Genomic DNA, 17,081 nt, shown 5'->3' with positions numbered 1-17,081 from the left:
CACACCAGGTGTTGCGATGACCCCACGAATCCGCCCCGGATATCCGGGGAAACTGCCCCTGGCGTCAGTACCGGTAGAAGCCGCGCCCGCTCTTGCGACCCAGCAGACCGGCGTCGACCATCCGCGCCAGCAGCGGGGGAGCGGCGTAGAGCGGCTCCTTGAACTCGTCGTAGAGCGAGACGGCGACGGCCTGGACGGTGTCGAGGCCGATGAGGTCGGCCAGCGCGAGGGGGCCCTGGGGGTGGGCGGCGCCGAGGACGAGGCCGCGGTCGATGTCCTCGGCGGAGGCGAAGCCCGACTCGTACATGCGGATCGCGGAGAGCACGAACGGGATCAGCAGCGAGTTGACGACGAAGCCGGCGCGGTCCTGGCAGTCGATGGCCGACTTGCCCAGCGGTCCCTCGACGTAGGCGCGGGCGCGCTCGGTGGTCTCCGGCGCGGTGAGCAGCGAGGGGACGAGCTCGACGAGCCGCAGCACCGGCACCGGGTTGAAGAAGTGGATGCCCATCACCTGCGTGGGCCGCGCGGTGACGACGCCCAGCTTCATGATCGGGATCGAGGAGGTGTTGGACGCGAGGATCGCCTGCGGGTCGGTGACGATGGCGTCGAGCCGCTTGAACAGCGCGACCTTGGCGTCCTCGTCCTCGACGATCGCCTCGACGACGACCTCGCGGTCGGCGAGCTCCTCGAGCTCGGTGACCAGCCGGATGCGGGCCAGGACGTCGTCGGCGGTGCCGTCGAGCTTGCCCTTGGACTCAGCGCGCTTGAGCGAGGCCTCCAGGCGCGAGCGGCCGGCGTCGGCGGCCGCGGTGGAGGACTCCACCACGACGACGTCGAGGCCCGCCCGGGCGTTGACCTCCGCGATGCCCGCGCCCATCAGGCCGCAGCCCACCACGCCCACCCGCTGGATCTCCGACATCGCTTCCTCCTGGCTCGCACCCGATCGCTGACCCGATGCATGGACGTCCATGCATCGTCGCCTCGATCGTACGCCCGCCCCCGACCGGGCGGTGGAGTGGTCGGTGGGGCCTCCGGCCCGCGATGATGGGCGCCATGGAGATCGCCCTGGCCCTCGTCGTGCTCGTGGCCTCGGTGATCGCGGTGGCCGCGCTGGCCGAGCGCATCGGGGTGCCTGCGCCCCTGGCGCTGATCGTGGTCGGCGTCGTCGTCTCCTACGTGCCGCAGATCCCGGAGGTCACCCTCGAGCCGGAGATCGTGCTGCTCGGCCTGCTCCCGCCGCTGCTGTACTCGGCGGCGCTGCAGACCTCGCTGGTCGACTTCAACGCCAACCGCCGCTCCATCCTGCTGCTCTCGGTGGGCCTGGTGATCTTCACGACCGCCGGCGTCGCCGTCGTCGTCCACGCCCTGGTGCCCGACGTCGGCTGGCCGGCCGCCTTCGCGATCGGCGCCGTCGTCGCCCCGCCCGACGCCGTCGCCGCGACGACGATCGGTCGCCGCATCGGCCTGCCGCGGCGCATCGTCACGATCCTCGAGGGCGAGTCGCTGCTCAACGACGCCACCGCGCTGGTGGCGCTGCGCACCGCGATCGCCGCGGGCGGCGTGGGCATCTCGGCCACCAGCGTCGGCGTCGACTTCGTCGTCGCGGCCGGCGGCGGCGCGCTGGTCGGACTCATCGTGTACGTCGTCGTCGCGAAGATCCGCCGCCACCTCACCGACCCCATCCTCGACACCGCGCTCTCGCTGCTCATCCCGTTCGCCGCCTACCTGGCCGCCGAGGAGCTGCACGCCAGCGGCGTCATCGGCGTCGTCGTCGCGGGCCTGCTGCTGGGGCACCGCGCGCCGGTGCTGCAGACCGCGCAGTCGCGCATCGCCGAGCGGATGAACTGGCGCACGATCGCCTTCGTCCTCGAGAACGCCGTCTTCCTGCTCATCGGCCTGCAGGCCCACCTGCTCATCGCCGACGTCGCCGACTCCGAGCTCGGCCTGCCGCGCGTCATCGGCCTGTGCGTCGCGACGCTGGTCACCGTCATCGCGCTGCGCCTGGTGTGGGTCTTCCCCGCGCGCTTCCTGCTGGTGCGCCCGGGCACCGACCGCGAGACCGGCTCGGTGCCGCCGTGGACCTACACGCTGCTGCTCGGCTGGGCCGGCATGCGCGGCGTCGTCACGCTCGCGGCCGCCTTCGTCATCCCGCTGGACACCCCGCACCGCGAGGTGCTCCTCGTCATCGCCTTCAGCGTCGTGGCCGGCACCCTGTTCCTCCAGGGGCTGACGCTGCCGTGGCTCACCAAGCGCCTGCGCGTGCCCGGGCCCGACCCGATGGACGACGCGCTGGCCCGTGCGACCCTGCTGCAGCAGGCGTCCAAGGCCGGCTTCGAGGCCCTCGACGAGCTGGAGTACGAGGACCCGCACGGGATGATCGAGTCGATCCGCACCCGCATCGACCAGCGCAACTTCGCCGCCTGGGAGCGGCTCGGCACCACCGCCGACGAGGAGACCCCCTCCGAGCTCTACGCCCGCGCGCGGCAGACGATGATCGCCGCCGAGCGCGAGCGGATCCTCGAGATCCGTCGCTCGGGCAAGATCGCCTCCGAGGTGATCGCCGAGGTGCTGGCCACCCTCGACGTCGAGGAGTCGATGATCGACATCGCCAGCGCCGAGCGCGACGAGCTGCGCTCCTACGGCGAGCTGCGGTTCAAGGCCGGCGAGGAGTGCGACGACCTCGCCGAGCACCCCGCCGTCGCCACCGTCCACACCAACACCTGTCCCGAGTGCCTGGAGGAGGGGACGCGCTGGGTGGCCCTGCGCCAGTGCCTGACCTGCGGCCACATCGGCTGCTGCGACTCCTCGCCCGGCCAGCACGCCACCCGGCACTTCCACGACACCACGCACCCGGTCATGCAGTCGGCCGAGCCGGAGGAGCACTGGCGCTGGTGCTTCGTCCACCACCTGACGGCCTAGCCGCCTCGCGGTCGGACGCTCAGGCCGCGCGCACCATCCGCAGCTCGGTGCCGATCTCGTCGGACTTCTCCACGCCGTCGAGCGCGAAGCCGTGGCGCTCGTAGAACCCGATCGCGCGGTCGTTGCCCTGCAGCACCCACAGGGACGCCGGCCCGGGCGGGAGCACGGCGGTCAGCAGGGTGTGGCCGACGCCGGTGCCCCAGACGGAGGCGTCGGCGTAGAGCGCCCACAGCTCGGGGCAGTCGAGGTCGTCGTCGCGGTTCGGGCCCACGGTGACGAACCCGAGCAGGCGCCCCGGCGCGTCGGCGTGCTCGGCGACGTGGTTGCGTCCGGGCGCCTCGGCGACGTTGGCGCGCCAGCGCTCGACGCGGGCGTCGATGGTCGCGCGGCGCTCCTCCAGGACGCTCTCGGGGACGAGGCCGCGGTAGGCGGACTCCCAGACCTCGACGTGGAGACGCGCGAGCTCCGCTGCGTCGGCCTCGACGGCGGGGCGGACGTGGATCTCGCTCACGTCGTCCCCAGCGCCTGCTCGAGGGTGCGCGCGGGATGCCCGGTGAGCGCCTCGACGTCGCCGCTGACGTGCGCCTGGGAGCCCTCGGCGATCGCGGTGTAGGTGCTCACCCAGGCGTCGAGCTGCCAGTCGGGGGTGCCCGGGTAGGCGGCCCGCCGCGAGGCGTAGGCCTCCTCGACGGTCTCGTCCTCGAAGCGCAGCGAGCGGCCCAGCGCCGCGCCCGCGCGGGCCGCGACCTCGTCGAGGGTGAGGGCCTCGGGGCCGGTGAGCTCGTAGGCCGCGCCCGCGTGATCGCCCGGGGAGCGCAGCACGGCGACGGCGGCGTCGGCCACGTCGGCACGGGCCACCGCGGCGACGCGCCCCTGCCCGGCGGGACCCCGGATCACGCCGGCGTCGTCGGCGAAGAACGGCAGGAGGTCGGCGTAGAAGCAGTCGCGCAGGAACGTCCAGGCGCAGCCGCTCTCGCGCAGCGCGGCCTCGGCGTCGGCGTGGTCGCGGCCGAGGGTGAAGGTGGCGTCGGCGGCGGCGCCGGTGAAGGAGGTGTAGACGACGTGCCCCACGCCGGCCTCCGCGGCCGCCGCGATCGCACGGCGGTGCTCGTCGCGACGGGTGGCCGACTCGTGACCCGAGACCAGCAGCAGGACGTCGACGCCGGCCAGCGCTGCGGGGTCGGTGTCGGCGTAGTCGAAGCGGGCCACGCCGCCGCCGAGGTCCTCGAGGCGGTCGGGGGAGCGGCCGAGCAGCAGCGGGCGGAGGTCGGCGAGTCCGGCGGCCACCCGGCGTCCGACCGCTCCCGAGGCGCCGGTGAGGGCGATGCGCGTCATGGCGTCCAACCTAGGCGGCCTCGTCGCGCGTCCGCACCCCGCATCAGGTCAGGGAGAACTGGACCTCACGCCCCCACCACCGTCCGCACCCCCAGCGCAGCGATGAGGAGAGCCGCGAGGACCCCGGTGAGGAGCCGGGCGCGGGGGGTGGCGAGGCGGCGGCCGAGGGCCACGCCGCCGAGGCTGAGCAGCAGCTGCCAGCCGCCGGAGGCGAGGGCGACGCCGAGGACGAAGGCGAGGGCCTCGGCGGGGGCGTCGGCGGCGTGCTGGTCGCCGAGGACGACGGCGGCGAAGTAGACGACCGTGGCGGGGTTGAGCGCGGTGATGCCGACGAGCGCGAGGTAGGCGCGCAGCGGGGTGAGCGGCCGCTCGACGCGCTCGGGGCCGGGGGCGGCGAGGGCGGAGCGCAGCACGAGGGCGGCGACGCCGAGCAGCACGAGGCCGGCGAGGACGCCCAGGAGCGTCGAGACCGGTGCGAGGAGCCGTGAGACCGCGGCGCCCGCGACGACGGCGAGCGTGGCGTAGGCGGCGTCGACCGACGCGACGCCGAGCGCGCCGGCCGCCCCGACCCGCCAGCCCGCGCGGGAGGACAGCGTCACCAGCAGCAGCGCGACGGCGCCCACCGGGACGGCGATCGCCCACCCGGTGAGCAGGCCGGAGAGGAGGGCGTCGCGCACGCACCGCAGTGTGGAGGAGCGGCGCCGGGCCCGCGACCCGTTTCCGGAGACGGCCTCCGGCGGCTGGCTACGGTGGGGGCATGCGCCTCACCAAGTTCGGCCACGCCTGCGTCCGCATCGAGCACGACGGCGCCGTCCTGACGATCGATCCCGGCGCCTTCACCGACGCCGCCGCCGACGCCCTGGACGGCACCGGAGCCGTGCTGATCACCCACGAGCACCCCGACCACTACCTGGCCGACCACCTGCGCCGCACGGACGCCCCGGTCTTCACCATCGAGGCCGTGGCGGCGCGGATCCGCGAGGACGCCCCCGACGTCGCCGAGCGGGTCACCGTCGTCGCGCCGGGCGAGCGGTTCACCGCCGCCGGCCTTCCGGTGCGCGCCGTCGGCGAGCTGCACGCGGTGATCCACCCCGAGCTGCCGCGCTTCGACAACAGCGGGTACGTCGTCACCTGCGGGGCCGAGCGGATCTACCACCCCGGCGACGCGCTCACCGAGCCCGGTGAGCCGGTCGACGTGCTGTGCGCGCCGGTCTCGGCGCCGTGGCTGAAGGCCTCGGAGGCCGTCGACTTCGCGCGGTCCGTCGGCGCGCCGCGGGCCCTGGCCATCCACGACCGCGTCTACTCCGACCTCGGTCTGGGCGTCATCGACCAGCACATGGGGCTGTTCCTGCCGCCGGCCGGCGTCGCCTACTCCCGCGTCGCGGAGGGCGAGGACCTCCCCTCGGCCACCGGCGCGTAGACCCCGGTGTAGTCGACGCCGAGCGGCTCCGCGGCGCCGCCGTAGACCACCGTCCCCTCGGCCTCGATCGAGGTCACCGAGCCGACGAGGTAGAGCGCGACGCCGTCGGTCAGCGTCGCGCGGCTGACCGAGCCGTCGGCGTGGTGGAGGGTCAGGGCGACCTCGCCGGTCGTGGCTCGCGAGCGCTCGCCGGCGATCTCCTCGGTGCCGCGGTAGTACGCCGGCATCCGCGGCAGGCGCACGCTGCCGCCCTGGAACTGGAGAGTCGGCGCGACGGCGCGGTACTCGACGGGCGGCAGGTCGACGTCGACCCACGGCGTCCCCGCGGCCGCCACGTCGTTGCGCACCAGCATCGAGGCACGCACCCGCCGGGTGCGGTCCTCGACGAAGAGCGCCGGCGTCACCGAGGCCGTCCAGTCGAGGGTGCGGGTGCGGTGGGTCGTGGACGCCGCCGTCGACTCCAGCCCGTCGACGCGCAGCAGCGGCCGGTAGCGCAGCAGCCCGGAGCGGGACGCGGCGCCGGGGGTCGTCACGACGATCCGCGGCCCGTCGGCGACGGCGGTCGTCGCCGATCCGAGCGTCGGCTCGGAGAGGCATCCGGCCCGGCGCCCCAGCCGCGCCAGGCCGGCCAGGTCGTCGCGGGAGTACGCGGCGGGCGGGTCGCGCAGCAGTCCCAGGTGCATGACCTGCGCGGCCCCGGCGGCGTGCCCGAGGTTCACGACGTGCGCGAGCTCGTGGAGGTTCAGCGCGCGGCGCATCGCGCCGGTGAAGGAGCGCAGGCGCTCGGTCGAGATCACCGCGACCCCGCCCTCGATGCGCGGCACCAGGAGCCCGGGCGTGGTCGGGTCGCGCCGCAGCCCGTCCGCGAGGTCGTAGCCGGCCCGGCCGGCCTCCCCGAGCCGGATCATGCTGCTGCGCCCGACTCCCTGCCCGGGCGCCGCGAACGCCACGACGACGTCGACGCCGAGCGTGCGGGGCACCTGCGTGGTGTCCGGCACCCAGCGCAGCGGGCCGCGGTAGACCGTCCGCACGCCACCGAGCGCGCGTCCGAGCGCGGCCATCGCCGAGCGCACCCGGCGTCCCTCGGCCGGGTTCACGCCGTTGAGCGCGATCTTGTAGCGCAGCGGACGACACGGGTCCCACCGGTAGGGCCGGCCGCGAGCGTCGACGTCGAGGAAGCTCCAGCGCCGCGCGCCGGCGTCCTGCCACAGGCCCATGCCGCCGGGGGTGAACAGCCCCGGGTCGGCGACGGAGTGGCTGCTGGTCGGGGGCCGCGGCTGGTCGGGGCCGCGGGCCTGCGCGGGCGCCACGACCTGCCCGAACGCCATGGCCCACACCACCGAGCCCACCATCGAGCCCGTGACCACGGCAGGGCGCAGACGCACCGGTCGGGACGACGGGCGCGTCGGGGCTCGGCGCATCGCAGCACCTCGGGAGCGGGGGGGACGGGGAGGGGTGCCGTCGCAGGACGACGCCCCCAGGATGGCGCATCGCGCCGCCGCCGGTGGGGGTCTTGGGCGAGCCCGGACGCGAGCCCGGACGCGGGCTACGGCGTGACGGTGAGGGCGTCGCGCACGGGGATCAGCTTCGACTGCGTCTCGGCCAGCTCGGCCTCGGGGTCGGAGGCGCCGACGATGCCGCAGCCGGCGAAGAGCCGCACGGTGGCGCCGTCGACGTGCGCGGCGCGCAGCGCGATGCCCCACTCGCCGTCGCCGGCGAGGTCCATCCAGCCGACCGGGCCGGCGTAGCGGCCGCGGTCCATCTGCTCGAGCTCCTCGATGAGCGCGACGGCCTCGGGGGTCGGGGTGCCGCCGACGGCGGCCGAGGGGTGCAGCGCCTCGGCGAGGCGCAGCGAGGAGACCGCCGCGCCGTCCTCGACGACGCCCGCGACGTCGGTGGCCAGGTGCATGACGTTGGGCAGGTGCAGCACGAAGGGGGCCTCGGGCACGTTCATCGACGAGCAGTACGGGCCGAGGGCGTCGGCCACCGAGCGGACGGCGTACTCGTGCTCCTCGAGGTCCTTCGAGGAGTGCGCGAGGTGCGCGGCGAGGCTGACGTCGTGCTCGTCGTCGCCGGTGCGGCGGATGGTGCCGGCCAGCACCCGCGAGGTCACCAGGCCGCGCTCGCGGCGCACCAGCATCTCCGGGGTCGCGCCGAAGAGGCCGTCGACGTGGAAGGTCCAGCAGGTCGGGTAGGACTCGGCGAGCCGCTGCAGCGGCCACCGGACGTCGACCGGCGCGTCGGCGGTGGCGACGAGGTCGCGGGCCAGCACGACCTTCTCGAGGTCGCCGCGGCTGATCCGCTCGACGGCCTCGGCCACCGCGCCCATCCACCGCTCGCCGTCGAGCGCGCCGTCGGCGTAGGTGACGCCGGCGGGCGCCGCGGGCGGGTCGGCCTCGACGAGCCGGGCCTCGGTGTCGAGCCCGCCGACGGAGACGGTGGTGACCCAGGTGACGCCGTCGCGGCGGCCGACGACGACCTCGGGCACGACGAGCACGGACTCGCCGGGGGAGTCGGCGAAGGCGAAGGACCCGAAGCAGACCAGGCCGGAGCCGGGACGACGCACGTCGTCGCGCACGACCGCGTGCGCTGCGATGTCGGACCACCACGCGTCGGCCTCGGCGAAGCGCCGCGGGCCGGAGGTGCGGATGACGGCCGCCTCGCCCCAGCCGACGATGCCCTCCCCGCGCCGCAGCCAGCACAGCGGGCCGCGGTCGGGCACCAGGTCGAGCAGCCGCGCGGCCACCTCGTGGTCGAGCACGACCGAGCGCGCGACGAGGGGCACGCTCGGCTCGAGGAGGGTGGTCACATCACTCGAGCCTACGCGCGCGGCCGCCACAGCGGTCAGCGAGGTCGGTCACGCGGTCGGTCACGGTGGCGGTCACGGTGGCGGTCGTGCTGTCGGCCCGGAGGTCGGCCCGGAGGTCGGCCCGGCGAGGTCGCGGACCGGGCGCCCAGGTCGGGCCGATACCCTCGACGTCTGTGACCACGTCCCGCACCTCCTCCGTCCGCACCGCGCTGCTCGGCCTCGTCGCCGGCCTGGTGCTCCTGGCCCTCGTCGGCGGCTTCGCCATCGGCCTCCCGAAGGTCGAGGGCGATGAGTCCACCGGCGCCACCGCGTCCTCGGTGCCCGCGCTGCCCGACACGCTCCCCAACGGCCTGCGCGCCGTCGAGCTGGTCGCGGCCGAGGAGGCCAAGGGCACCGGCGACACCGCCACCCAGGCCCAGGACTTCCTGAGCCGGCAGAAGGCGATCAGCGGCTCCGCGGTCGAGGCGCTGAAGAAGCAGTACGACGCCCCGGTCGCCCTGCGCGCCTACCAGGGCGAGAACGCCCAGGCCCAGACCCAGCTGACGATCACCGTCATCGGCGCCCCGGCCGGCCCGTTCCTGCCGCAGGGCCCCGTCCCGGACCCGAAGTCCTACGGCGTCGAGCGCGGGGCCTACTCCCTCGTCGACATCGGCGACGGTCGCTGCAGCCTCGCGTGGTCCCAGCCGGTCCCGCAGGGCCAGAAGGTCGACCCCGCCGAGGTGCCGTCCTCGGTCTACTGCCAGGTGGGCGTCGGCGATCGCACCTACCTCGCGATCGGCAACGGCTTCACCGGCGAGCAGGTCGTCACGGTCCTCGACGACCTCGCGAAGGCCTGACGCAGCACCCGGCAGCACCCGGCAGCACCCGGCAGCACCCGGCAGCACTCCCGCAGCACCAGCGACCCCGAGGACACCCCATGGCCCGCGCCGATCTCGACAAGCAGCCCTCCGACGTCCAGCGGATGTTCGACACGGTCGCGCGCCGCTACGACCTCACCAACGACGTGCTCTCGCTGGGCCAGGACCGGCGCTGGCGTCGCGAGGTGATCGACGCCGTCGCCCCGGTCGCGGGCGAGCGCGTGCTCGACCTCGCCGCCGGCACCGGCACCTCCAGCGAGCCCTTCCACGACGCCGGCGCCACCGTCGTGCCCTGCGACTTCTCCCTGGGCATGCTGCAGGTGGGCAAGAAGGCCCGGCCGCACCTGCCCTTCACCGCCGGCGACGCCACCCGCCTGCCCTTCGCCGACGCCTCCTTCGACGCCGTCACGATCTCCTTCGGGCTGCGCAACGTCGTCGACCCGCTGGCCGGTCTGCGCGAGATGCGACGGGTCACGCGTCCGGGCGGTCGCCTGGTGGTCTGCGAGTTCAGCCACCCCACCAACGGCCCGTTCCGCACCGTGTACCTCGAGTACCTGATGCGCACCCTGCCCGCCGTCGCGCGGGCGGTCTCCTCGGCCCCCGACGCCTACGTCTACCTCGCCGAGTCCATCCGCGCCTGGCCCGACCAGCAGGGCCTCTCCGCGCTCATCGCCGAGGCCGGCTGGGGCTCGGTGGAGTTCAAGAACCTCTCGGGCGGCATCGTCGCCCTGCACCGCGCCCGCGCCTGACGCGCGCCCAGCGCAGGACCAGCGCAGGCCGGGCCCGGGCCCACGACAGGCCCGACGTCCCGTCGATCCCGGGACGCCGGGCCCTGCTCGCGTGCCCGCGCGACCGCCAGGCTGGGGCCGTTCCGCGCCCCCGGTCCGAACGGGTCGGGGGTGGGGGTAGAGGCCTCGGCGGCGCAGTGGCAGTATGTGTCGCAGAACACTTCGTGATTCAGTTCACAAGTTCTCAGGGGTGATCTGCGCCACCTGAGCCACGAGAGGAGACCCGATGGAGCTCTACACCCCGGTCCTCGTCCTGGCGGGCCTGGCCTTCGGGTTCGCGGTCTTCTCGATCCTCACCAGCCTCAACGTCGGGCCGAAGCGCTACAACCGCGCCAAGCTCGACTCCTACGAGTGCGGCATCGAGCCCACGCCGCAGCCGGTCGGCGGCGGCCGCTTTCCGGTGAAGTACTTCCTCACCGCGATGCTCTTCATCGTCTTCGACATCGAGATCGCCTTCCTCTACCCCTTCGCGCTGAACCTCGACGCGATGCGGGTCTTCGGCCTGGTCGAGATGTTCCTGTTCGTGGTCACCGTCTTCGTCGCCTACGTCTACGTATGGCGCCGCGGCGGCCTCGAGTGGGACTGACTCCCCGGCACGTCCGAGACCTGCGCACGACCCCGTAGAACCAGCCACACCGACCCGTCCCAGGAGGATCCGATGGGCATCGAGGACAAGCTCCCGAGCGGAGTGCTGCTGACCTCCGTCGAGGGGCTGGCCGGCTACATGCGCAAGGCCTCGTTCTGGCCGGCGACCTTCGGCCTGGCCTGCTGCGCCATCGAGATGATGACGACCGGCGGCCCCAAGTACGACCTCGCCCGCTTCGGCATGGAGGTCTTCCGGGCCAGCCCGCGTCAGGCCGACCTCATGATCGTCGCGGGCCGCGTGAGCCAGAAGATGGCGCCGGTCCTGCGTCAGATCTACGACCAGATGCCCGACCCCAAGTGGGTGCTGGCCATGGGCGTGTGCGCCTCCTCGGGCGGCATGTTCAACAACTACGCGATCGTGCAGGGCGTCGACCACGTCGTCCCGGTCGACATGTACCTCCCCGGCTGCCCGCCGCGCCCGGAGATGCTCATCGACGCGATCCTCAAGCTCCACGACCAGGTGCAGGGCATGAAGCTCGGCGCGAACCGCCGCGCCGAGATCATCGAGCAGGAGACCGCCGCCCTCAACGCCCTGCCGACCTCGCAGATGAAGGGTCTGCTGCGATGAGCGACGAGTCCACCCACACCCCGCAGGCCGGGCAGGCCGCGCGCGGCGGCGTCCCCGCCCAGACCGGCGAGCAGCGCGTCGTCGCCGAGCGGCACGGCCTCTTCGGGGCCCGCGGCACCGGCGACACCAGCGGCTTCGGCGGCCTGGTCACCACCGTCGCCCTCCCGGCGCCGAGCGTGCGCCCCTACGGCGGCTGGTACGACGAGGTCGCCGACGCCCTGGAGGCCGCGCTCGCGACCGCCGGCGTCGAGCACGCCCTCGAGTCGGTCGTCGTCGACCGCCACGAGATCACCTTCCACGTGCGCCGCGAGGACCTCCTCGCGATCATGCGGGTGCTGCGCGACGACCCCGCCCTGCGCTTCGAGCTCTCCAGCGGCGTCAGCGGCGTGCACTACCCCGGCGACGCCGGCCGCGAGCTGCACGTCGTCTACCACCTGCTCTCGATGACCCACAACCGGCGCATCCGGGTCGAGACCACCGCGCCGGACGCCGACCCGCACGTGCCGTCGACGGTCGCGGTCTACCCGACCCACGACTGGCACGAGCGCGAGGCCTACGACATGTTCGGGGTGATCTTCGACGGCCACCCGGCGCTCACCCGGATCCTCATGCCCGACGACTGGCCGGGCCACCCGCAGCGCAAGGACTACCCGCTCGGCGGCATCCCCGTCGAGTACAAGGGCGGCAGCGTCCCGCCGCCGGACCAGCGGAGGTCGTACACCTGATGTCCACCGACACCCACGGCACCCACGCGAACCAGGACGTCTACGCCGGCGCCTCCGACACCAGCGAGGGCCGGGTCTTCACCGTCACCGGCCAGGACTGGGACTCCATCGCCCAGGGCATCGACGCCGAGATGGACGACCGCGTCGTCGTCAACATGGGGCCCCAGCACCCCTCCACCCACGGCGTGCTGCGCCTGATCCTCGAGCTCGAGGGCGAGACGGTCACCGAGGCCCGCTGCGGCATCGGCTACCTCCACACCGGCATCGAGAAGAACATGGAGTTCCGCACCTGGACGCAGGGCGTCACGTTCTGCACCCGGATGGACTACCTCTCGCCGTTCTACAACGAGATGACCTACGTGCTCGGCGTCGAGCGGCTGCTCGGCATCGAGGACGACGTGCCGGAGAAGGCGCAGACCATGCGGGTGCTCCTCATGGAGCTCAACCGCATCTCCTCCCACCTCGTGGCCATCGCCACCGGCGGCATGGAGATCGGCGCCCTCACGGTCATGACGATCGGCTTCCGCGAGCGCGAGCTCGTGCTCGACCTCTTCGAGCTGATCACCGGCCTGCGCATGAACCACGCGTTCATCCGCCCCGGCGGCGTCGCGCAGGACCTCCCGCCCGGCGCGCTCGACGAGATCCGCGGCTTCGTCTCCCTCATGCGCAAGCGGCTGCCCGAGTACGCCGCGCTGTGCAACGCCAACCCGATCTTCAAGGGCCGCCTCGAGGGCGTCGGCCACCTCGACCTCGAGGGCTGTCTCGCCCTGGGCCTCACCGGTCCGGTGCTGCGCAGCACCGGCTACCCGTGGGACCTGCGCAAGGTGCAGCCCTACTGCGGCTACGAGACCTACGACTTCGACGTCCAGACCTGGGACACCTGCGACTCCTACGGCCGCTTCCGCGTGCGGCTGGCCGAGATGTGGGAGTCGCTGCGCATCGTCGAGCAGGCCACCGACCGCCTCGCGCGGATGGAGGGCGAGCCGGTGATGGTCGCCGACAAGAAGATCGCCTGGCCCAGCCAGCTCGCGGTCGGCTCCGACGGCATGGGCAACAGCCTTGACCACATCCGCCACATCATGGGCGAGTCGATGGAGGCCCTGATCCACCACTTCAAGCTCGTCACCGAGGGCTTCCGGGTGCCGGCCGGCCAGGCCTACGTCCCGATCGAGTCCCCACGCGGCGAGCTCGGCGCCCACGTCGTCTCCGACGGCGGCACCAAGCCGTTCCGGGTGCACTTCCGCGACCCGTCCTTCACCAACCTGCAGGCGACCAGCGTGATGAGCGAGGGCGGCATGGTCGCCGACGTCATCGTCGCGATCGCCTCCATCGACCCCGTCATGGGAGGCGTCGACCGATGAGCCTGCCGGAGAGCACCCTCGCCGAGCTCCACGAGATCGCCGGCCGCTACCCCGAGGCCCGCTCCGGGCTGCTGCCGATGCTGCACCTGGTGCAGTCGGTCGAGGGCCGCGTGACGCCGGAGGGCATCGAGGCCTGCGCCGAGGTCCTCGGCATCACACCGGCCGAGGTCAGCGGCGTCGCGACCTTCTACACGATGTACAAGCGCCGCCCCGTCGGCGACTACCTCGTCGGCGTGTGCACCAACACCCTCTGCGCGGTCATGGGCGGCGACGAGATCTTCTCCCGCCTCAAGGACCACCTCGACGTCGGCAACGACGAGACCACCGCCGACGGGAGGATCACCCTCGAGCACGTCGAGTGCAACGCCGCGTGCGACTACGCGCCGGTGATGATGGTCAACTGGGAGTTCGTCGACCAGCAGACCCCCGAGTCGGCCGTCGAGCTCGTCGACGACCTCCGCGCCGGCCGCGAGCGCCACTCCACCCGCGGCCCGCGCCTGTGCACCTGGAAGGAGGCCGAGCGCGTCCTCGCCGGCTTCCCCGACGGCCGCGTCGACGAGGGCCCCTCCGCCGGGGCGCCGAGCCTGGCCGGTCTCACCATCGCCCGCGAGCGCGGCTGGACCGCGCCGCCCGCGCCCGGTGCCCTCGCCGTCGGCGGGGGAGCGGCCCCGCAGCCGGAGTCGGCCCTCGCGGCCGACGCCCAGGCCGACACCGCCCGCGCGGAGTCCGAGACCCTGCAGGAGGAGACCGATGACTGACTCCGCCATCAGCACCCTCACCCCGGTCCTCACCGACACCTGGGACGCCGAGCGCTCTTGGACGCTGCCCGCCTACGAGGAGCGCGGCGGGTACGCCGCCCTGCGCACCGCGCTGGGCATGGCGCCCGACGACGTCATCACCGCCGTCAAGGACTCCGGCCTGCGCGGCCGCGGCGGCGCCGGGTTCCCCACGGGCATGAAGTGGTCCTTCATCCCGCAGGACAACCCCAAGCCGAAGTACCTCGTCGTCAACGCCGACGAGTCCGAGCCGGGCACCTGCAAGGACATCCCGCTCATGATGGCCAGCCCCCACACGCTGGTCGAGGGCGTCATCATCTCCTCCTACGCCATCCGCGCGAACAAGGCGTTCATCTACATCCGCGGCGAGGTGCTCCACGTCATCCGCCGCGTGCAGGCCGCCGTCGCCGAGGCCTACGCCGCCGGGCACCTGGGCACGAACATCCACGGCTCGGGCTACGACCTCGACGTCGTCGTCCACGCCGGCGCGGGCGCCTACATCTGCGGCGAGGAGACCGCGCTGCTGGAGGGCCTCGAGGGCCGTCGCGGCCAGCCGCGGCTGCGTCCGCCGTTCCCCGCCGTCGCCGGCCTCTACGCCAGCCCGACGGTCATCAACAACGTCGAGTCGATCGCCTCGGTGCCGGCCATCATCGGTCGCGGCGCGGAGTGGTTCTCCTCGCTCGGCACCGAGAAGTCCAAGGGCTTCGGCATCTTCTCCCTCTCCGGCCACGTCGAGCGGCCCGGCGCCTACGAGGCGCCGCTGGGCATCACGCTGCGCGAGCTCATCGACCTCGCCGGCGGCATCCGCGCCGGCCACCGCCTGAAGTTCTGGACGCCGGGCGGCTCCTCCACCCCGCTGCTGACCCCCGAGCACCTCGACGTCCCGCTGGACTTCGAGGGCGTCGGCGCCGCCGGCTCGATGCTCGGCACCCGCGCCCTGCAGATCTTCGACGAGACCGTCTCGGTCGTGCGCTGCGTGCTGCGCTGGACGGAGTTCTACAAGCACGAGTCGTGCGGCAAGTGCACGCCGTGCCGCGAGGGCACCTGGTGGCTCGTCCAGACCCTCACCCGTCTCAACGAGGGCCGGGGCCAGGCCGGCGACATCGAGCAGCTGCTCGACGTCTGCGACAACATCCTGGGCCGCTCGTTCTGCGCCCTCGGCGACGGCGCCACCAGCCCCATCACCTCGGCGATCAAGTACTTCCGTGAGGAGTTCGAGGCCGGCATGCACACGCCCTCGTCCGAGCTGTTCCCGCCCGCGGCCTCCACCGCGTTCGCCCCGGCGGGGGTCGGCCGATGACCACCACCCCGGAGCGGGCCGAGGTGCGCGAGGACCTCGTCACCGTCACCATCGACGGCATCTCGGTCAGCGTCCCGAAGGACACCCTCGTGATCCGCGCCGCCGAGCAGGTCGGCGTCCAGATCCCGCGCTTCTGCGACCACCCGCTGCTGGCCCCGGCCGGCGCCTGCCGCCAGTGCCTCGTCGACGTCCCCGACGCCGGCAACGGCCGCGGCTTCCCCAAGCCGCAGGCCTCCTGCACCCTGCCGGTGGCCGACGGCATGGTCGTCAGCACCCAGCTCACCAGCCCCGTGGCCGACAAGGCCCAGCAGGGCGTCATGGAGCTGCTGCTGGTCAACCACCCGCTCGACTGCCCGGTCTGCGACAAGGGCGGCGAGTGCCCCCTGCAGAACCAGGCGATGAGCAACGGCCGCAGCGAGAGCCGGTTCGCGGAGAACGGCGGCGTCAAGCGCACCTTCCCCAAGCCGATCAACCTCAGCCCGCAGGTGCTCCTCGACCGCGAGCGCTGCATCGTGTGCCAGCGCTGCACCCGGTTCGCCGCCGAGATCCCCGGCGACCCGTTCATCGCGCTGGTCGAGCGCGGCGCGCAGCAGCAGATCGGCATCGCCGAGGACGCCCCGTTCCTCTCCTACTTCGCCGGCAACACCATCCAGATCTGCCCGGTCGGCGCGCTCACCTCGGAGTCCTACCGCTTCCGCTCGCGGCCCTTCGACCTCGTCTCCAGCCCCAGCGTCGCCGAGCACGACTCCTGCGGCGCCGCGATCCGCGTCGACCACCGTCGCGGCAAGGTCATGCGCCGGCTCTCCGGCGACGACCCCGCCGTCAACGAGGAGTGGATCACCGACAAGGACCGCTTCGCCTTCGCCTACGCCACCGCGCCCGACCGCCTCACCTACCCGATGGTGCGCGACCGGGTCGAGGACGGCGGCGACGGCGAGCTGCGTCCGGCGTCGTGGACCGAGGCGTTCGCCGTGGCCGCTCGCGGCCTGGCCGCGGCCGCGCAGGCCGGCGGCGTCGGCGTGCTCACCGGCGGCCGGCTCACCGCCGAGGACGCCTACGCCTACGCCAAGCTCGCGCGCGTCGCCCTCGGCACCAACGACGTCGACTTCCGCGCCCGGCCGCTCTCGGCCGAGGAGACCGCGTTCCTCGGCTCGCACGTCGCGCTGCGCCGCGAGGTCGAGTACGACGACCTCGACGCCGCCCGCACCGTCCTGCTCGTGGGCCTGGAGCCCGAGGACGAGGCCGGCACCCTGTTCCTGCGGCTGCGCAAGGCCGTGCGGCACACCGGCCTGCGGGTCCTCACCGTCGCGCCGTTCCTCTCGCGCGGCTCGACCAAGCTCGACGCCACCCTCGTCGCGGCCGTGCCCGGCGAGGAGGCCACCGCGCTCCACGACCTCCTGGCCGCCGACCACGGCCTCGGCGCCGACGCCATCGTGCTCGTCGGCGAGCGCCTGGCCACCGTGCCCGGCGGGCTCTCGGCCGTCGCCGACCTCGTCGAGCGCACCGGCGCCCGGCTCGCCTGGGTGCCGCGCCGCGCCGGCGACCGCGGCGCCCTCGAGGCCGGCTGCCTGCCGACGC

The 17,081-nt window shown here is 73.7% G+C and carries 17 protein-coding genes; 11 read left to right on the top strand and 6 right to left on the bottom strand.

Going from position 1 to position 17,081, the window contains the following annotated elements:
• Positions 1 to 64: 64 nt before the first annotated feature.
• Positions 65 to 910, bottom strand: a complete 846-nt coding sequence (locus ACZDWJ_RS18980) for a 3-hydroxybutyryl-CoA dehydrogenase (RefSeq protein WP_463523621.1) — start codon at positions 908 to 910, stop codon at positions 65 to 67.
• A gap of 143 nt (positions 911 to 1,053) precedes the next feature.
• On the opposite strand from ACZDWJ_RS18980, the gene ACZDWJ_RS18975 reads away from it, so the two are divergent.
• Positions 1,054 to 2,919: a Na+/H+ antiporter gene (locus tag ACZDWJ_RS18975; RefSeq protein ID WP_463523619.1), complete on the top strand. Its 1,866-nt coding sequence runs from the start codon at positions 1,054 to 1,056 to the stop codon at positions 2,917 to 2,919.
• 19 nt (positions 2,920 to 2,938) lie between these two features.
• Here ACZDWJ_RS18975 and ACZDWJ_RS18970 read toward each other — a convergent pair whose 3' ends face one another.
• The 3 genes from ACZDWJ_RS18970 to ACZDWJ_RS18960 all read right to left on the bottom strand — a co-directional run bounded on the left by ACZDWJ_RS18970 (position 2,939) and on the right by ACZDWJ_RS18960 (position 4,931).
• Entirely contained in the window at positions 2,939 to 3,430 is a 492-nt protein-coding gene (locus ACZDWJ_RS18970; RefSeq protein ID WP_463523617.1) for a GNAT family N-acetyltransferase, read from the bottom strand.
• Complete coding sequence (locus ACZDWJ_RS18965; RefSeq protein WP_463523615.1) at positions 3,427 to 4,254, bottom strand: NAD(P)H-binding protein; 828 nt, start codon at positions 4,252 to 4,254, stop codon at positions 3,427 to 3,429. The genes ACZDWJ_RS18970 and ACZDWJ_RS18965 overlap by 4 nt, the downstream gene beginning before the upstream one ends.
• A gap of 65 nt (positions 4,255 to 4,319) precedes the next feature.
• Entirely contained in the window at positions 4,320 to 4,931 is a 612-nt protein-coding gene (locus ACZDWJ_RS18960; protein WP_463523613.1) for a LysE family transporter, read from the bottom strand.
• Between the two features lie 80 nt (positions 4,932 to 5,011).
• On the opposite strand from ACZDWJ_RS18960, the gene ACZDWJ_RS18955 reads away from it, so the two are divergent.
• Positions 5,012 to 5,674: an MBL fold metallo-hydrolase gene (locus tag ACZDWJ_RS18955; RefSeq protein ID WP_463523611.1), complete on the top strand. Its 663-nt coding sequence runs from the start codon at positions 5,012 to 5,014 to the stop codon at positions 5,672 to 5,674.
• Here ACZDWJ_RS18955 and ACZDWJ_RS18950 read toward each other — a convergent pair.
• Together ACZDWJ_RS18950 and ACZDWJ_RS18945 are read right to left on the bottom strand one after the other, a co-directional pair.
• Positions 5,623 to 7,059, bottom strand: coding sequence for a hypothetical protein (locus ACZDWJ_RS18950; RefSeq protein WP_463523609.1), 1,437 nt, complete (start codon positions 7,057 to 7,059; stop codon positions 5,623 to 5,625). The genes ACZDWJ_RS18955 and ACZDWJ_RS18950 overlap by 52 nt on opposite strands.
• 161 nt (positions 7,060 to 7,220) lie before the next feature.
• On the bottom strand, positions 7,221 to 8,483 hold the full coding sequence (locus ACZDWJ_RS18945) for an isochorismate synthase (RefSeq protein ID WP_463523607.1): 1,263 nt from the start codon (positions 8,481 to 8,483) through the stop codon (positions 7,221 to 7,223).
• 173 nt (positions 8,484 to 8,656) lie between these two features.
• Here ACZDWJ_RS18945 and ACZDWJ_RS18940 point away from each other — a divergent pair, with 173 nt between their 5' ends.
• The 9 genes from ACZDWJ_RS18940 to ACZDWJ_RS18900 form a co-directional block, all read left to right on the top strand.
• Positions 8,657 to 9,319 carry a hypothetical protein gene (locus tag ACZDWJ_RS18940; RefSeq protein WP_463523605.1) on the top strand — a complete coding sequence of 221 codons (663 nt, stop codon included), beginning with the start codon at positions 8,657 to 8,659 and terminating at the stop codon, positions 9,317 to 9,319.
• Positions 9,320 to 9,399: 80 nt separating this feature from the next.
• A complete protein-coding gene (locus tag ACZDWJ_RS18935) occupies positions 9,400 to 10,089 on the top strand; it encodes a demethylmenaquinone methyltransferase (RefSeq protein WP_463523603.1) in 690 nt (229 codons plus the stop codon).
• A gap of 265 nt (positions 10,090 to 10,354) precedes the next feature.
• Positions 10,355 to 10,714 (top strand): NADH-quinone oxidoreductase subunit A, encoded by a 360-nt coding sequence (locus ACZDWJ_RS18930; protein ID WP_463523601.1) that lies wholly within the window; start codon positions 10,355 to 10,357, stop codon positions 10,712 to 10,714.
• Positions 10,715 to 10,786: 72 nt separating this feature from the next.
• Entirely contained in the window at positions 10,787 to 11,341 is a 555-nt protein-coding gene (locus ACZDWJ_RS18925; RefSeq protein WP_463523599.1) for a NuoB/complex I 20 kDa subunit family protein, read from the top strand.
• Positions 11,338 to 12,066, top strand: coding sequence for an NADH-quinone oxidoreductase subunit C (locus ACZDWJ_RS18920; protein WP_463523597.1), 729 nt, complete (start codon positions 11,338 to 11,340; stop codon positions 12,064 to 12,066). Before ACZDWJ_RS18925 ends, ACZDWJ_RS18920 begins: the two co-directional genes overlap by 4 nt.
• A complete protein-coding gene (locus ACZDWJ_RS18915; protein WP_463523595.1) occupies positions 12,066 to 13,427 on the top strand; it encodes an NADH-quinone oxidoreductase subunit D in 1,362 nt (453 codons plus the stop codon). The genes ACZDWJ_RS18920 and ACZDWJ_RS18915 overlap by 1 nt, the downstream gene beginning before the upstream one ends.
• Positions 13,424 to 14,185 (top strand): NADH-quinone oxidoreductase subunit NuoE, encoded by a 762-nt coding sequence (nuoE, locus tag ACZDWJ_RS18910; protein WP_463523593.1) that lies wholly within the window; start codon positions 13,424 to 13,426, stop codon positions 14,183 to 14,185. The genes ACZDWJ_RS18915 and nuoE overlap by 4 nt, the downstream gene beginning before the upstream one ends.
• Entirely contained in the window at positions 14,178 to 15,503 is a 1,326-nt protein-coding gene (gene nuoF / locus ACZDWJ_RS18905) for an NADH-quinone oxidoreductase subunit NuoF (protein WP_463523591.1), read from the top strand. Before nuoE ends, nuoF begins: the two co-directional genes overlap by 8 nt.
• A partial coding sequence (locus ACZDWJ_RS18900; RefSeq protein ID WP_463523589.1) for an NADH-quinone oxidoreductase subunit G occupies positions 15,500 to 17,081 on the top strand: 1,582 nt, incomplete at its 3' end. The genes nuoF and ACZDWJ_RS18900, both read left to right, overlap by 4 nt.

This window comes from Nocardioides sp. B129/18 (genome assembly GCF_055282735.1).
This window is presented reverse-complemented; position numbering and strand designations above follow the sequence as displayed.